The following is a 16,912-nucleotide window of genomic DNA, read 5'->3' as shown; positions in this document are numbered from 1 at the left end:
TTAACCTATTGCAAAGCGCCATTTATCATGTGTAAACTCATTTTAATCATATGCAAAGCGTCATTAACCTTTAAAAAATGCTATTAACCTATTGCAAAGCGCCATTTATCATGTGCAAATTCATTTTAACCATATGCAAAGCGTCATTAACCTTTAAAATATGCTATTAACCTATTGCAAAGCGCCATTTATCATGTGCAAATTCATTTTAATCATATGTAAAGCGTCATTAACCTTTAAAATATGCCATTGATGCAGTGCAAAACGCTATTTTAGTCATATCCAGAATATTTAACCTTTGTTATTCATAGATTTGAAACAAATAAAAAGGCTCTACGAAATGTAAAGCCTTTATATGTATTCATATTTATAAAAATTATTCCTCAATTTTTTCTTTCCCATCATCTTTTTTATCAGGGAAAATAATAGAAAGAATTACTGAGATGACTAAAACTCCTCCAACGATTCCAAGAGAAACCGGTGACGGGATGTGAATCCACGGGGCAATCAGCATTTTTACTCCGATAAATGACAGGATAACTGCCAGTCCGTAAGGCAATTTGCTGAACATATGGATGAAATTTGCCAACAGGAAATATAAAGACCGTAAACCTAAAATCGCAAAAATATTTGATGTATAAAGGATAAACGGATCATTGGAGATGGCAAAGATTGCAGGAATGGAATCTACGGCGAAAAGTACGTCTGTAAACTCAATAACGGCTACCACCACCAATAGCGGAGTCGCCATTTTGATTCCTTTCTGCACGGTGAAGAATTTATCGCCGACATAATTATCAGAAACTTTCCAGAATCTTTTGATTAATCTCGCTCCGGCCGTATTGCTGTAATCTTCTTCTTCGTCATCGTCACCATCACCCCAGGATTTAATTCCCGCATAAACGAGGAACAATCCGAATAAAGTCATTACCACATTGATTTTTACCGGATGTCCGAAAATATTCATTTCAGGAAGATAGGTAAGATTGATCAACCCAACTCCTGCGAAAATAAAAATTGCCCTGAAAATGAGCGCACCGATAATCCCCCAGAACAGCACTTTATGATGAAGATATTTCGGAACTTTAAAGAATCCGAAAACCAGGATAAATACGAATAAATTGTCCACCGAAAGCGCCTTCTCGATCCAATATGCCGCCTGATACTGTGTAAACTTTTCTATCGCCAGCGCATGGCTGCCGGGCCCCAGATCTGAATTGTACACCCAGTATACAACTCCTGAGAATACCATTGACAGCGAGATCCAGACGATCGACCAGATGGTAGCTTCTTTGGAAGAAACTTCATGACTTTTTTTGTTGAAAACTCCCAGATCCAGGAGTAACATGATAACTACCGTTATCGCAAATCCCCAGACCAGGCCCGGATGCAGATCTAAAATGCTAGTATTTTGTCCCACTTTTATATGTGCTTATTATATGATAAAAGCAATAGCTGTACGAATACAAATATTGCCATTTAATGTTATATTTTTCAGGTTTAAAATCAATATGTTTTGACTAAAGCAAGATCGGAATCTGTGTTTGTCCTCATTAAATTTTAATACCTCTCAATTCATCCAAAGATAGAATTTTTAAATCAATATGTAAATGTAGTTTGATGTTTTAATATATTTTATGATTCCAATTGGAAGCAAGGTTATTTTAAGATGAAGATGGTAAAGTTTATTTAATTTACTTCTAAAAACTTTCCAGCCACAAAGACTCTGCCGCTCTGACATTCTCAAACTCTAAAACCTGCCACACTCTCACTTCTCCGGCATCACCTTATACGTAGGATCTTCCTGGATATTCACCTCTATTACCGCTTCTGCATTTTTCAGCATTTTTCGGCAGTCTTCACTGAGATGCTTTAAATGTAAAGTTTTGTTCTGCTGGGTATATTTTTTAGACAATTTATCCAAAGCGTCAATGGCACTCATATCAACGATGCGGCTTTCTTTAAAATCAACAACAACCCGTTCAGGATCATTTATCGGGTCGAATTTATCCATAAAAGTCGTCACAGAACCAAAAAATAGCGGCCCGGAAATTTCGTAGTACCTAGTTCCGTTTTCATCAATATATTTTCTTGCCCGTATTCTTTTCGCATTGTCCCAGGAAAAAACCAATGCTGAAATAATCACGCCTACCAGTACGGCCAAAGCAAGATTATGTAAAATAATGGTGATTAAAGCTACCGTGATCCCAACAAAAATATCCGATTTCGGCATTTTATTGACAATCGTTATCGAAACCCACTGGAAAGTACTGATGGCCACCATCATCATAACACCAACCAAAGCTGCCATCGGAATTCTTTCAATGAAAGGTGCACCCACTAAAATGATAATCAATATCATAATCGATGCTATGATTCCGGAGAGCCTCGCCCTTGAGCCTGCATTCAGGTTTACCAGGGTTTGTGCTACCATGGCGCAACCTCCCATTCCTCCGAAAAATCCATTGGTGATATTTGCTAAACCTTGAGCTAAAGATTCTTTGTTGGCATTTCCTTTTGTGTTGGTGATTTCATCCACCATGGATAAGGTTAAAAGTGACTCGATCAGCCCAACTCCAGCCATTACCAGCGCATAAGGAAAAATGATCTGTAAAGTCTCCACAGAAAAAGGAAGATCAGGAATATGAAAGCTCGGCAGATTTCCACTGATATTAGCAATGTCTGCAACTGTTTTTGTATGAATTCCAAAGCCTACAACAATTCCGAATACAATGAGAATAGCGACAAGAGAAGCCGGAACAGCTTTTGTGATTTTAGGAAAAAAGTAAACAATGGCAATCGTAAGCAAGGTCAATCCCAACATGATGTACAGCGTTGTTCCGTGAAGCCATTCGGTAACTCCGTTTTGGGTAACTTTAAACTGCTCAACCTGAGCCATAAAAATGATAACCGCTAGGCCATTTAAGAAACCATACATGACAGGCTGAGGAATCAATCTCACAAATTTCCCCCATTTGAAAACCCCTACCAACATCTGGAATATCCCGGCGAGCACCACGGTGGCAAAGAGATATTCTACCCCGTGGGTTTTTATTAAAGCGATCAAAACGACAATCGTTGCGCCGGCGCCCCCGGAAACCATTCCCGGACGGCCTCCGAAAATGGCAGTCACCAGTCCCATTATAAAAGCCGCATATAATCCTGTCAGTGGTGAAAGCCCAGCAAGAATAGCAAAAGAAAGCGATTCCGGGATCATGGTCATCGCTACCGTAAATCCTGCCAGCAGTTCGTTTTTATAATTTATTTTTTTCGAAAAATCGAATAAAGCAATGGTATTTTTCATTTCAGGGCAAAGGTAATCACTGGAAGTCTTGTCTCCAATTTTAATTTATGAATCGATCTGATCATCCACTTCAATATTCCAAAATCATAATCCTGCTTTATAAAATATATCTATCATCTGTTTTACATTAAAAAATCAATTGCCATTCATTTTAAAAAACGTGTTTTATAGTTTTGTTGAATAAATTTAATGTTATGATTAAAGGTTTATATGAAACACATGTTCAGGTAAGTGATCTTGAAAAAGGCATCCAATTTTACACTGATATTTTAGGATTAGAATTGGCCCACAGAGATGAAACCCGCCCGATTGCCTTTCTGTGGATCGGTAAAAACAAAGAATCTATGCTGGGTTTATGGGAACAGAAAGAAAATCTGCAGACAAGACATTTTGCTTTTACGGCAGATAAAGAAGATGTTCTGAAGTATTCTGTTGAATTCCTGAAAAATAAAAATTTAGCTCCCTACAACTTCCTGAAAAACGGAACAGAGAATCCTATGGTTTTCGCATGGATGCCGGCATTGGCGATCTATTTTAATGATCCCGACGGAAATCAGCTGGAATTTATTTCTGTACTGGAAGGCGAAGGAAAACCGGAATGGGGTGTTCTTTCTTATGAAGAATGGCTTGAAAAAACGGTATAATATAATATGGGCGATCCGGGCTTTGCTTTGCAAAGCCCGGATCTATAATGATGGTTGTTAGTTTTATTTCGCAAAGATCTCCTTTAGCTGAGACACAATATTGCTGTTTCCTGATATGGTAATATCTCCGATCTTATCGGCAATTTTCTCCATATATTCCATTTCTTTCAGTTTCCAGAGCACCTCGTTTTCTTCCATCAGCTTAGCGGTGTTAAGCAAACTTCTTGTAGAAGCAGTTTCTTCACGCCTCATAATGGTGTTAGCCTGAGCTTTCTTTTCAGCAATTAAGACCTGATTCATGATTTCTTTCATTTCTCCGGTCAGAATCACATCCCTGATTCCGGCATCTGAAGCTTTCAGACCAAGATCTTCTGCTTTATTTCCGAGATTCTGAAGAATTTCTTTTCCCACGGAATCTTTCTTCAGAAGCAACTCATCGAGGGTTAAAGCTCCGACAAATTCCCGTAAAGCCAACTGCATCAGGATGTATAATTGCTTATCATATTCCTTATTATCCATCACCGCTTTCACTATATTTTCCACCTGGAAACGAACGTAAAAGTTGATCCGTAGCATGGCTTTATCCTTCGTCAGAAGCTCCTGTCCTGCAATTTCCATTTGCTGCATTCTCGTATCAATAGCTTTTACTTCGATGGAAATTTCATTGTTCCAGAAATAATACGTTCCGGCTTCCAAGACTTTTGAAAGCTTTCCGTCAATCAGCAAAAGACCTTTATACTGGTTGGTGATGACAAACTTTCTTACAAAAGTCTTCAGCTTAGCATTTTCAAGAATCGTCTTGGAGATATTTTCTGTAATCTCGACCTTTGTTAAATCAATTTTTTGAAATTCCCTGTTGAAAATGCCTTTCCAGAATGCGTATTGTCCTACATTCAATACTTCCTTGAAAATTCCGTTTTCGTATACCAGAACGATTTCGCCATCTTTTACTTCAATTACTTCCAGCATAGATTTCAGTCCTTCATTTTTCAGCAAAAGACTAAGATCGGTTTTGGATGTAAACAAAACTTTCATATCATAAACCTCTACAGATTTACTCCCGAAAATCCAGAAATTTCCTTCATTCAGAATGTCGATGAGGTTTCCGTTTTTGAAAACAAGTCCCCTTTCATAAGCTTTAATTTGTACATTTTTTATCATTGTTTTTTATTTTAAATGGTTATTAATTCAATTAAAAATGGAAAATCCGTGATCTCTTCTTCCAAAAATGGCGGAAGGAAAGCATTTCAGAATAATCATTGTTTCAGAACCTATTTTTCAGTGTATCCCTAAACGTTCAGATTTTTTGGGCGTGTCCCTCGCCATGGCATAACCAGCAGCTCGGGTCGCTACGTTCACTTCTATCTTTTTTGCAAACAAAAAAGGATATCCGTTACCATCGCTCACGCAGATCGTCCTTTTCAGAAATTATCCGAAGATAATAAGCTCTTTATGGCAATTTTAATTTCAGAAAACATCTTTTCTTGCAGGCTTTTTCAAAATGTTGATTCAACAACTGAAAACATCCCGGATTTTTCCATGAATATTTTTGATGAGAACATTCAAACTCGCGAAAAAAATAGATTTTGAGTCTATTTCAAATTAACCTACATCCGTAATGTAGTGCGTATACCATTTCCGCCATACCAATCGACTTGGTAGTGGGACTCGAACCCACAATAAAAAAAAGCTATTACTCTAACCTGACTGAGTTATATTCCCCCAAAGGAAATAGGAGGATTCGAACCCCCGACCCATAGCGCATGGTAGAAGTTTTTTGGAAAACTCCTCAAACCTTCAGATCAAGCTGAACAGAACCAACTGATGTTTCTCAACAAGTTCTTCTGCAATGGTGCCGTAAACCGAAGCACTCAACAAGACCTGCCTGATATTTTGACTAAAATTTATTTTCAAAATTTTAGTATTGTTTCATTTTGATGATGCAAAGTAAAACTGCCGTTGCGCAACCTTTTTGCGTTGTAAAAATTAATCTCTATGATACATTAAATTACATTGCTATATTGTTACAATGTTACATTTGTTCCAAACACCAATGCAGAATCTTCGCAATATTCTTCGCATCATCTACTCCACGGTGATGAGTACCTTCAAGTTTAAGATTCAACTCGCTTAACGCTCTTGCCATCCCTACACTTTTGCGGACAGTGGGATGTAATTCACCAAATAATGTTTTCACATTGATATGGTCATCGCTTAAAGGATAATCTACCTTAAATCGTCTCGCCTGGTTCTGAAGCATATTCAGGTCATAGTTTCCGTAACTCGCCCAGGTGAGATTTTCAGCATCATATTCTGCCCTGAGGATATCCAAAGCATCTTCTAGCATAATCCCTTCATCATCCAGCATTTGTTGAGTAATGGTCGTCAGCTCCGTACAAAACGGACTCACTTTTGAGAATTGAGGTTTCACTAAGATGCCTTCACTCTGTGAGATCTTCCCGGTTTCTGCATTCATGATACAGACTCCGATTTCAATAATCTCACTTTCCTGACCTCTCGGCGGCCGGTCGTCCCAACAAGTGGCTTCAAGATCTATAATTAATATATTTTCTGTTGTTTTCATTTGTTTAAAATTTTAAGGTTGGGAAGTCTGGTGATGGAAACCGGAAGCTTTTGCAGTTCCGGCCTCGATCTCCATCTTCTGTTTTATTTAATTTCTCGGAGGAAACGGCGGCGTCCATTTTTTCTTTTTCATAATCTCCTTTACTTCTTCGTAAGAAACAGGATAGAAATTATGACAATCGACTCCCACATCGAAACTAAGCTTCATTTCATCATCAGGTAAAGTACCGTGCGAGTGGCCGTAAAGTTGCCATATTCCGCGATGCGAGCCATTCCAGGTTCTCATGGCGTAATGAAAAAGAATTATTTTTTGCTTGTCATTGCCGTTTTCGGGCTCATCAATCCTCAATTCGTGGTAATCTCTTATGGATTCGAATCTTTTAGGATACGTTAAGGCCGCACCTTCATGGTTACCTTTTATCAGATGGATATTCCCGTTGAGGCGATCAGGACTTCTTTTGTGAAATCTGGCTTACCTAAGCTTATGTCACCTAAATGGTAGACCACATCGTTTGTTCCGACTTTCTCGTTCCATCGTTTAATAAGTTCTTCATTCATCTGCTCCAAAGACTCAAAAGGTCTTTCGGAGAATTTTATAATATTTTCGTGACCAAAATGATGGTCAGCGGTAAAAAATATATTGGGTTTCATTTTTTGTTTAATTTTAATTGTTTATTATTTTAAATCAAGTTAGAAGCGTATTATGGTGCTAAAACTTCCATCTTCCTACTTCCAACTTATTACACCATCATATCAGCACAGTTGGAACTTGCGAATGCAAAAGGTTTTGCTTTAAACACATACCCCATTCCCAGAATGTATCCCATCGCATCCTTTAATGCGACATTGGATTTGAAATCCGGATCGGTATTGATATCTGCGTGCACCTCCATTTCCACACCGTAAGCATCCAGCACTGCGCATATTGCATAGGCAATTTCTACAGATTTATTCACCTCATTCAGCATTCGTTCTTTGATGCTGATATTCCGTATTTCTCTTTCTTTTCTGATAAAGGTAAACGCTCCTTTTCCTTCACGGATAAAGACAACTGCCGTAGCATAATTAATGGCTTTCCCGTAAACGTGAGAGTCGGAGCCCACACATACTTTCAGTCGGTGGCCATTAGCCTGTTCGCGGATGATGGCTTCTTCTACCAGCTGCGTGATCGGGCTTTGGAAGATCTTTCCAGTCATATTCTGCCATAGTTGTTGTTGCGTTTCCATTTTTTCTACATGTTTTTGTTTTGTTTAATTTTGTTAATGAGTACGTGAATGTTGAATTTTCAATTCCACTTGCTTATCAATTTTTTTTAAATTCACCATTTTGTTGATTCATCAGGACTCGAACCTGAACAACAAGAGTCAAAGTCTTGTGTGCTGACCAATTACACTATGAATCAGTTTTATAAGTAATGAGCAATAGGTAATGAGTAATATTAAATTGTACTTAAATAATTACTTTTAACATTAACTATTGTCTTATGTAGTGGAACAGACAGGAATTGAACTATACCTTTAGTTTTTCAGACTAACGTGCAGACCATCTACACAACTGTTCCTGTTATTTTTTGAAGAAATAAAGCCTGTCTTAATTTTATTTGATGTAAGAACTTCTGCGCTTTGACAGACTTTTCTTTTTCTTCGGAACTAATCTCATTTTAGTTATTTGAGATGGTTGTGGGACTCAAACCCACTCAGCTTGCGCAACGGTTTTGCAGACCGCCCCGACTCTTCTACTTCGGCGAACCATCGTTTTGATGAGTAATGAGCAATTTTTCTCTTTACTAATCATTCATTTTAAGTTTCATTTAAAAATAAAGCCTGTCTTAATTTTGTTTGATGTAAGAACTTCTGCGCTTTGACAGACTTTATTTATCTAAAATTTATATTATGTTAAAAATTTGAATTCTTTATTACAGCATCAAATTTGAGTTGAGAAAAGCCTGTCTGTAGTTTGTGTTTTTGGCTAAAGATCGTCTGCGCTTGACAGACTTTTCCTTTCTCTTCTTTGAAACAATTAAATTCATCATCTGGCGGTCTATGCGGGAATCGAACCCGCAGTGCCCGAGAGACAGTCGGGCAGGTTAGCCGTTACCTCAATAGACCTTTTATTTGTGAATAGTCAATTGTCAATTTGCTTTGCTTGTCAATTTTTAAATTCACCTGTGAAACAAACTCATCATTGACCATTCATCTTTTTGTAACCCCAGAAAGATTCGAACTTTCAACCCCCGGTTTAAAAGACCGGTGCTCTAACCCATTTAGCTATGAGATAGATTATTGATGTTGTTAATAATCAATGGTCAATTGGCTTAGCTTGTCAATTTTTAAATTCATTGTGAAACAAATTCGCCATTGACCATTCACATTTTTGGGTATCTCCGGGGATCGAACCCTGTTCTCCGGTGCCACAAACCGACGCTTTACCAATAAGCTAGAGAAACCATAAAAAAAGCGCCTCTTTTTGGGAGGCGCTTTATATTTTTTAGACGTGTCAGTGTACTAGCTGACCCACGTATATAAGCACCTTTTATTTAAAAATCCATTATCAAGAACATATGCACATGCCAATCCCATCGGTTTTTGTCCGCGTAATTCTGAATGTTGATGGAATATGTTTCTAAATTGTTTCATTTTATTATTTTAAAAAGTTCTGAAATGCTGAAAACCTGTTGCTTTCAATTTTCGGTTGCAAAGTAAATATGATTTTTTTTAATTCACAAATTTATTTTTCAATTAAACAACTGAAAATCAATTATTTAAACATTAATTTACACATAAAAAATACCTGTCCGCAATACTTTGCAGAAACCTTTACTACCTAAATGACTGTCTCTCATCGGTTTATTTATCACTTCTTATTTTCTTATTAATTGTTCATCGTTGATTAAAAAATTTTCACTTTTATGGTTATTTTTTTTCTTTCTAAATAATTTCTGCCCTAAAAACACAAAAAACGCCCCGGTTATCGAGGCGCTTCTGCAATATTTTGATTTATTTTTTACGAGATTATTGTAAATAATTTTCAAAGCAAGCACATTTCGCCTCATTCAATACCATCAATTCATATCCAAACGATCCCTTTACTATAGGGCGATCGCATAGATTTAAACTGATATGTGCTCTTTGTATTGTCATAATTTTGTTGCCGCAAAGATAATTCTTTTTTGTAAATTTTTCTGAAGTTATTGAATTATCAATTTCTGAACATCTTATTTCTTCCCGTTTTATACCTCGAAATATCTTTCAGAATGACCTCATCATCAGGATTAAAATGTTTTAATTCATTCACGATTTCCGAACGCGTCTTTACTTTTTCAGCGACGATCTCATACGCAATATTTCTTGTAGGTATCTGAAGTTCCTGACTTTTTTTAAATTCCTGTTTCATCGCTTCCAGATAAATGATCTTTTTTTCCGAAGGTGTCCGGCTATAGATTTGCTGAATTTCATGCCCGAGCTTTTTAACATCAGCAATATTTGCAAAATACTGTTGAAGGCAATTGAGCGGATCATGATTTTCTTCCCAGCCTCTGAGAAGGGTTTTCTGTGCTTCATCCGGCATATCCATTTTATGCCGGTATATCTTTGAAGCGCTGATCATCTGAAAACTGGCAAGATAATCGTCGACAACCATCTGGTAAAACAGCAGAGCATTTTCCCGGTCGTCAATCATTGTGTATAGGTCGCCCACTTTTTCTTTCTGTTGAAGCTCCTTATAGAGGGTAATCGCTTTATCATATTGCTTGGCAAGTACATAGCAGTTTGCGGCATCCGCTTTATTGGATAGCTTTTTAAGATAAACGGCGGCGGCTTCGTTGTAAAACCCACCGTTTTCCAGTGTTTTGGCAGCCCTGTAATAATCTTTAAGCAAATTCATATAAACGACTGCTGCTTTTCTGTATTCATTATTCTGAATATGCTTTTCGGCAATATCTTCATACATGCTTTTTAAGCGATCGAATAACGATGAATCCAAAGGAACTCCGCGATCTCCATATTTTTTTTGTGTCGGTGGCAGGGGATCCTTTTCTTTACTTTGCAACAAAATAATCATAACCACAGCAATACAGGCAAAGAATATAAATTTAAAGATGCTCGCCGCTGCGTCCTCCATAGCCCGCTGCGACCATTGCGCGATCATCGCAATAATCTTAAATGCCACAAGGATAAAAAAGGCAACCAGGAATTTTTCTAAAAACTTTGTTTTCCTCATTTCTTTCCTGATTTTAAAATGTCCATATCTTCACTGAATAATCTGTACAGTAGTACAATAACACCAATGATCAGCAGCCATACCAGCCAATTGTAGCCAAATGTTTGGATCAACGGATAGAAAATATACAGCAACGCGGCCGCCAATATCATAATAAGAATCATTTTGATTCCTTCTGAAACATATTCACCGCCCATATACAATGGCTTTTTCCTTACAAAATAAGAATACCCTGCTACCAACCCGATTATCACAAGAATCATCCAGGTAATTTCTGAAATGGAAGTTTCTTTTCTTTCAACATCATCTACGTTTATGTAAGAAGCTTCCCCTCCGGAATCTTTATTGAAAACAACCATTGGATCTGTCGTACGAGAGGTGCCGAAAATTCTGGACAAAGAATCATAAATCGTTCTTCTTCTCATTTCCACAATATCATCAGCCATAAGTTTCTGAGAGACTTTTGACATCGTATTGGCAGGATCTTTTCTGATAGAATCGAGGATCTTCGTGTGATAGCCTTGCGTTTTAAGCCTCACCAGATCTTCTGTTTTTTTAAGATAAACATTCTTTAAGGAATCCCTGGATTTTTTCTCTTTTAGCCTGTATTCTTCAATTTTCCACAGAATCACATCTCCGGTGCCATTCACCTGTTCGTATTCCTGTATCAGCTGTCTTCTTTCTTTTCCATATAAAGAATCGATAACCATATCAATTTTGGTAACTCCGGATTCAAAAGCAAGTTTGTTTTCAGGCGCTGTTTCAACAGGATGATCATTGTACAGGTCTGTAGAAACGTGAGAGACTGCGGCTTCTTCAGGATTGTTTTTCTTTGAATCTAAGACAAAAATGATAATAACAACAAGCACTATAAATCCGATTAATACTTTCCACGAATCTTTCGATTTTTTAGATGAATTTTGAGACTGCTTATCACCAAGATTAGGGTCGCCACCCATTCCGAACATGCCGAAATCAAAATTAAAATCTCCCCAACCTCCTCTCGAAGCACTGTGAATATCCAGCGGAATGCCAAAATAAACCGCCCGTTCAGGATATCTGGTAATGTAAGCAATATATTTTTCTATTTCTTCCAGATTTCCGGCCTTTACTTTTTCCAGGTCAAAAGGAAGATTTTTCATCCATTCTTCATCAGTTTGAGGATTCATCAGCTGTTCCAGCAAATCGTCGTCATTCATATGTACCTGAAAGCTCCGGATTTTTTGTGGAATTCTTATTCCGTTTAGTGGCTTTCTGATGATTGATTCTGTTTTAGGAGAATCCTGCAAAACGGTTATCCAGTCAATCTCTTCCGTCAGTCGGACAAGGCCAAAGTCTGGATGCATAATAATATATTGAGCATCCTGATATTTCCAGTCCTCAGCAATAAGCTTAGGATAGAAATCGGTATTTTCCGGAATGAACAACCGCTTACTGAAGCATTGAAAGTATCTGTGCTGACCAATATCAGCGGGAACATTATGATTAAAAACCAGCAAACATCCGTATAAAACATTCGGTTCCTGCGAGGGTACCGCAAATGACTGCACAGTATTAAGATCAATATCCAGCAATTCCATTTCCTGCAGCCATACCCGTGGCGAGGCGCTCCTGATCAGCACTCCTGCTTTTGGATAATTATTTTTCGGAAAAGGCTTAATCTTCAGTTCCATATTCCAGTATTTGATGGATAAATCTTTTCAGGTAATCTTCATACATTCCCTGCATTTCTTTTACTTTAAGCAATGTATGTTGCGGCAGATAATATTCTGACCCTCCGAATTCGGTATCCGAAGCCAATGCTGCGGCGCGATGTTCCAGAGAAGGCATATAAAACACCGGAATATTGGCATTAATGCTTTTGAATGTAATTATGCCTCTTGAATCTGTAATAATCTCACTTCCTTCAGAAAAAGTAAATTTATTTTTAATCTGATTTGCCTTAATGATAATCGGCAATTTATTTTTCATGAGATAAAGCGTACCTCCATAATTTTTCAGCTCGCTTTTAGAAAAAACGAGATTATGCTCATTATTGATTCCTACTAAAGTAAAATTGCTTAATATTTTAAATTTATTAAACCTCAGCTTGTCCAGTTCAATCTGTACTTTTCCGAAGTTTTTAGCAATTTCTGCATCGTTGGGTACCAATTCCATGGAAACTTCTCCTTCTACCGTCATGCCGAAGATTTCATCCAGTCGTTCTTCATGCAGATAAAAATGCTTATCGAAGTAGACCAGCTGCACATTGGCAGGAATATCAAATCCGGCTACATTCAGCTCCGAATACTCTTTCGTTTCAATGTTGAGTTTTGAGATCAAATTCTTGGCAGGCTGATACTGGCACAGGATAAAATGTTGCTGCTTATTTTTTGCCAGGGCAAATTGTCCCTGATCTTTAACGGAAATATTTTCATACAGCACTTCGCAACCCCGATGGGTCCAGTAGCTTCCATAATACCCTTTATTATAGTAGTTATCCGTAAGATGTGTCCTCAGCAATTGCTTTTTACTGCTCAAGATAAAAAATTCACCCTCATAAAGAAAGGTAGCAATCTGTTGCTTGGGAGCCGGAAAGAGCAGTGGATAATTTTTAGGCACCTCCGTTTTAACACCCTGTTCTGAAGCAAAATTGGATCTTTTTCTCTTTTTTGAGGGCGGATTGGCCCATAATTCCTTTAGGGGAAGCACAATTTTCTGAATATGTTTTCTGATTCCTTTCTGATGTTTAAAGAAGTTTAGCTCACCGCTAGCAGAAGTTGTAACCAGAAACTTGAGCCGGTCGCGATTCTCATTAATAACATTCTGAAGATGCTGATTTTTTATATTATCCTCATGAGTAATAAAAAAGACTTCCAAATCCTTACTCGTATGTTCTTCATTAAAAAACTTTTCCAGCGCTTTTGAAACTTCCAGAACAGGGCTCACGAAATTCAGGTTTTCAATGACATCTTCCACTTTATTCAGTGATAAGGGAACAGTATGCTCTCCCAGGGCAAAAACTTTACATTCGGAATGTGCTTTCGGATGTTTGATGACGGCGATGGCAGAAGCAAAGGCCAATACTTTCGGAGTTCCCCAGTTTTTCAGAGAAGTATCAATCAGAATGATCCTTTCAAAGATATTTTCTTCGGGCGGAATTTCCCTCTGGATATACAATGCCTCATTGTTGGCAACGCGGTTCATAAAGATTTCATCATCATGGGCGAATTCCGACAACAGCATTCTGTGAAGTTCGCCTTTATTGGTCATATCAGAAATCCCACCGATGGGCTGATCTCCCGGTGAAAGATGACGCATTGGGATTTTCAGTCCACTCCAGATTCTTTTGATGAGGCTTCCGACCTGAAACGTTTTCGGCTCTTCGGTCAGTTCCTCAATAAATTCCGCCCCATTTTCAATGGTCGTTTCCTCTTCAAGGACTTCTTCTTTTAAATCAGGAAGACCAATCTCATCTTTCATGGCATTGATGATAGACTCAGTGGTGGGGAACTCGTTATAGAGATAAGCGAGCGTTTCAATATCGTTTCTGAAGACTTTTACGTTCAGCTTTTCTTTAACAACACATTCAGCAATAGAATGAGGATTGCGTTCATATTTCCGGATCATACCTTCGGAATATTCTGGGGATATCCGGATGTGAGCATAATTGAAAATTGTTCTTAGAAGAATAATTTTATTGGCGGATCTTTTTAACGAATTCCCGAGATGCATCAGATTCTTTAAAAAGCTTTGCGCATCATAGACGTCATTCTCCATATCTGTTCCCGGAAATGCATTTTTGTATTTTCTGATATAGAAAAATATCCCATCCATGTTTAGATGTCCGTCCTGAATTGCGTAGAGCACGAGCAACAATGAACCGAACGGCGGCAGTCCCTGGCCTTTTAATTCTTTGAGAATGCCCATCACATAGGCTCTGTACACAAGAGGTCCTACATTCGGAATAGAAATAAGGTTGTTTTCGTGGTAGCCGGAGTCATCGTGAACATCCTCATCGGTCGTCCACTCCCAAAAATAATTTTCGTAAGACCGGAAATATTCTCTTACATCCATTCTTTTGCTTTTTCGGTGAGACGGAACGAACTTACAGATAATTTCCGGAAATCGCTTTTAAGAACAGGAAAAAAGCTGCCGTTTTCACTCCATAAAAGCCAATGCTCGCGGTTCGCATTATATTTTCTTTGCAGTAAAGAACTCAGATTTTTAAATTCAAAATCAAAACCTGCCGGAATAAGATGATCATTCTTTGTCCAGTATGTTTTTCCTGGTAAACTTAGTAATGGCGTTCCCAGAAAAAGCGCTTTATCATCAATGATAATCCAATCCAGTTTTTCGAGCTTAAATTTGGGTAAAGCAATCAGGCTGTCTTTTATTTCATCAATTGAACTTACTAAAGCAACAGCAGGTTTCTCATCTTCACCGGCTTTTAATTTCACCTCAACTTTTTCATCAATTCCGAAAAAATTATTGTTGGAAACCGGGAATGTAAGTCGCAAGGCCTTATCGATAGGCGTCCAAAGCAATGCTGATCTTATTTTTTTACTGGGAACCAAAGCATTTTTGCGAAACAGCAATCCGTCCCGCAGTTCGTACAATATAAAATTAGGTAACTGCTGGATTTCGGGTGAAACAGCCTGCTCAGCCGTAAAGCCTTTAAGCCAGATCATTTCATCATCCAATGCGACCTGAAGATTGCTCCAGTCGCGGATCGAACCTAAATATTCTTCATCCGGGCGTGGAATTTCGGCCCAGAATTCTTTTATATGCTCTGAAGGATCTTTTGCCATAGACTTTCAATTTCCTGTTGAATATACTGTTTCTGTTCAGGATTTCTAATCCAGTCGCAGCGGGTCTGAAGATATCTCAGTTTATCTTTGATTACATTTTGCTCTTCAAAGCTCAATGTTCCGCTATTCCATTTCTCTACGAGAATTTTAACGTCTTTCATGATCTCTTCAGGATCCGGAGTTTTATTCTGAAGTGCCTGTGGATGGGCTTTCGGATGGTCATCTTTTTCGATAGTCCTGTTAATAATTCCCTCTAGGATTTCGATCTGCTCTTCTGTATCCCAGATATGTTTCAATACCCAAAGATCTGAAATAACAGCCTCATCTCTACCGCAGATCAGGGCGCTTGCAGCGATAAGATTCTGCATCTTTACTGCTCTTCGGTCAGATATGGCAATTCCTGTATTGCGGAGGCTGATGATCGTGTTGAGGTATACTTCATAAATCGGCTTCAGATCTACCGTTTTACAAAGATTTTGTAGTTCTCTGATCTCATGGGAAAGGATTTCCGGCATTTCCGTTTCGGTATTGTTTTCGAGCTTTCTTCCGGCGAGAAGTACCTGATGAAGAAGCTCCGGGTTTACATAATCGACGTTGATTCTGATGAGAAAACGGTCGAACAACGCATTCAGCGCTTCATCTTCGGGAAGGACATTGCTGGCACCGACGAACATAAGCGCCGGAAGATGCCTGGTTTCCTTTCCTCTTTTAAAGATCTTTTCATTTAAAGCCATTAATAAGGAATTCAGAATGGCAGAATTGGCATTGAAGATTTCGTCCAGAAAAACCATGGATGCTTCGGGCATCATGCCTTCGGTATTGGTAAGCAGTTCACCTTCTTTTAATTTCCTGATATCGAAGGGTCCGAAAATCTCATTCGGTTCGGTGAAGCGGGTCAAAAGATATTCGAAGTTTTTACCGTCTTTTACAGTTTTTGCTAATGTTCTTACCATCGCTGATTTGGCGGTTCCCGGAGGGCCATACAAAAAAGCGTTTTCCCTTGCCAGCAGGCAGATTCCCAAAAGATCGATGACGTTATCTTTTCCGACAAAGGTATCTTTAACGTATGTGAGAACCTTGTTTAATTTTTCTATATTTTGAGTCATTGATTATTGTATTTTATTATATGTTGTGTATTTTGAGCTAATTTTAATTTATTAATAATAACAACATATTCTTTGTTTTACTTTTTTAAATGAAATGCCTTTGTTTATCTTTAAATATTAATTTAGTTCAAAAAGCTTCGTCTAACCTTGCGATAATTAAAGCGCAAAGAAAAACAAGGAATTAATTTAACCATTTGAAAACAAGGTAAACAAAGGCGTTCCACTTATTTTCGAAATACAAAAATTCAAAATCCACAGCCGTTTTTT

Annotated in this window: 13 protein-coding genes and 5 tRNA genes; 1 reads left to right on the top strand and 17 read right to left on the bottom strand. The window is 38.0% G+C overall.

Annotated features, from left to right (window positions below; all coding sequences use genetic code 11):
- Positions 1-376: 376 nt before the first annotated feature.
- Positions 377-1,420, bottom strand: coding sequence for a TerC/Alx family metal homeostasis membrane protein (locus tag AC3WV0_RS08125; RefSeq protein ID WP_488845547.1), 1,044 nt, complete (start codon positions 1,418-1,420; stop codon positions 377-379).
- Between the two features lie 348 nt (positions 1,421-1,768).
- Positions 1,769-3,304: a SulP family inorganic anion transporter gene (locus tag AC3WV0_RS08120; RefSeq protein WP_488845545.1), complete on the bottom strand. Its 1,536-nt coding sequence runs from the start codon at positions 3,302-3,304 to the stop codon at positions 1,769-1,771.
- A gap of 194 nt (positions 3,305-3,498) precedes the next feature.
- On the opposite strand from AC3WV0_RS08120, the gene AC3WV0_RS08115 reads away from it, so the two are divergent.
- On the top strand, positions 3,499-3,948 hold the full coding sequence (locus AC3WV0_RS08115; RefSeq protein WP_488845543.1) for a VOC family protein: 450 nt from the start codon (positions 3,499-3,501) through the stop codon (positions 3,946-3,948).
- A gap of 63 nt (positions 3,949-4,011) precedes the next feature.
- On the opposite strand, the gene AC3WV0_RS08110 is transcribed toward AC3WV0_RS08115, so the two are convergent.
- From AC3WV0_RS08110 to AC3WV0_RS08040, 15 genes are all read right to left on the bottom strand, one after another.
- Positions 4,012-5,109, bottom strand: coding sequence for a slipin family protein (locus AC3WV0_RS08110; protein ID WP_488845541.1), 1,098 nt, complete (start codon positions 5,107-5,109; stop codon positions 4,012-4,014).
- A gap of 871 nt (positions 5,110-5,980) precedes the next feature.
- Positions 5,981-6,532 (bottom strand): 3'-5' exonuclease, encoded by a 552-nt coding sequence (locus AC3WV0_RS08105; RefSeq protein WP_488845539.1) that lies wholly within the window; start codon positions 6,530-6,532, stop codon positions 5,981-5,983.
- A gap of 87 nt (positions 6,533-6,619) precedes the next feature.
- Positions 6,620-6,880, bottom strand: a complete 261-nt coding sequence (locus tag AC3WV0_RS08100; RefSeq protein WP_488845537.1) for a hypothetical protein — start codon at positions 6,878-6,880, stop codon at positions 6,620-6,622.
- A 71-nt stretch (positions 6,881-6,951) separates the two neighbouring features.
- Positions 6,952-7,182: a hypothetical protein gene (locus AC3WV0_RS08095; RefSeq protein WP_488845536.1), complete on the bottom strand. Its 231-nt coding sequence runs from the start codon at positions 7,180-7,182 to the stop codon at positions 6,952-6,954.
- An 89-nt stretch (positions 7,183-7,271) separates the two neighbouring features.
- Positions 7,272-7,757, bottom strand: coding sequence for a ribonuclease H-like YkuK family protein (locus AC3WV0_RS08090; protein WP_488845534.1), 486 nt, complete (start codon positions 7,755-7,757; stop codon positions 7,272-7,274).
- Between the two features lie 103 nt (positions 7,758-7,860).
- Positions 7,861-7,933, bottom strand: a tRNA-Gln gene (locus AC3WV0_RS08085).
- An 87-nt stretch (positions 7,934-8,020) separates the two neighbouring features.
- A tRNA-Phe gene (locus AC3WV0_RS08080) sits at positions 8,021-8,092 on the bottom strand.
- Positions 8,093-8,202: 110 nt separating this feature from the next.
- Positions 8,203-8,284 (bottom strand) — tRNA-Cys (locus AC3WV0_RS08075).
- 280 nt (positions 8,285-8,564) lie between these two features.
- A tRNA-Asp gene (locus AC3WV0_RS08070) sits at positions 8,565-8,639 on the bottom strand.
- Between the two features lie 267 nt (positions 8,640-8,906).
- Positions 8,907-8,978 (bottom strand) — tRNA-His (locus AC3WV0_RS08065).
- Between the two features lie 751 nt (positions 8,979-9,729).
- Complete coding sequence (locus AC3WV0_RS08060) at positions 9,730-10,749, bottom strand: tetratricopeptide repeat protein (protein ID WP_488845532.1); 1,020 nt, start codon at positions 10,747-10,749, stop codon at positions 9,730-9,732.
- A complete protein-coding gene (locus AC3WV0_RS08055; protein WP_488845530.1) occupies positions 10,746-12,422 on the bottom strand; it encodes an APC family permease in 1,677 nt (558 codons plus the stop codon). The genes AC3WV0_RS08060 and AC3WV0_RS08055 overlap by 4 nt, the downstream gene beginning before the upstream one ends.
- Positions 12,406-14,805, bottom strand: coding sequence for a hypothetical protein (locus AC3WV0_RS08050; RefSeq protein ID WP_488845528.1), 2,400 nt, complete (start codon positions 14,803-14,805; stop codon positions 12,406-12,408). Before AC3WV0_RS08050 ends, AC3WV0_RS08055 begins: the two co-directional genes overlap by 17 nt.
- Positions 14,796-15,539, bottom strand: a complete 744-nt coding sequence (locus AC3WV0_RS08045; protein ID WP_488845526.1) for a hypothetical protein — start codon at positions 15,537-15,539, stop codon at positions 14,796-14,798. The genes AC3WV0_RS08050 and AC3WV0_RS08045 overlap by 10 nt, the downstream gene beginning before the upstream one ends.
- Positions 15,512-16,645 carry an AAA family ATPase gene (locus tag AC3WV0_RS08040; RefSeq protein ID WP_488845525.1) on the bottom strand — a complete coding sequence of 378 codons (1,134 nt, stop codon included), beginning with the start codon at positions 16,643-16,645 and terminating at the stop codon, positions 15,512-15,514. The genes AC3WV0_RS08045 and AC3WV0_RS08040 overlap by 28 nt, the downstream gene beginning before the upstream one ends.
- Positions 16,646-16,912: the final 267 nt, after the last annotated feature.

Source organism: Chryseobacterium sp. 27AL (genome assembly GCF_057815395.1).
Note: the sequence above shows the minus strand (reverse complement) of the source record. Positions and strands in the feature narration are given on the sequence as shown.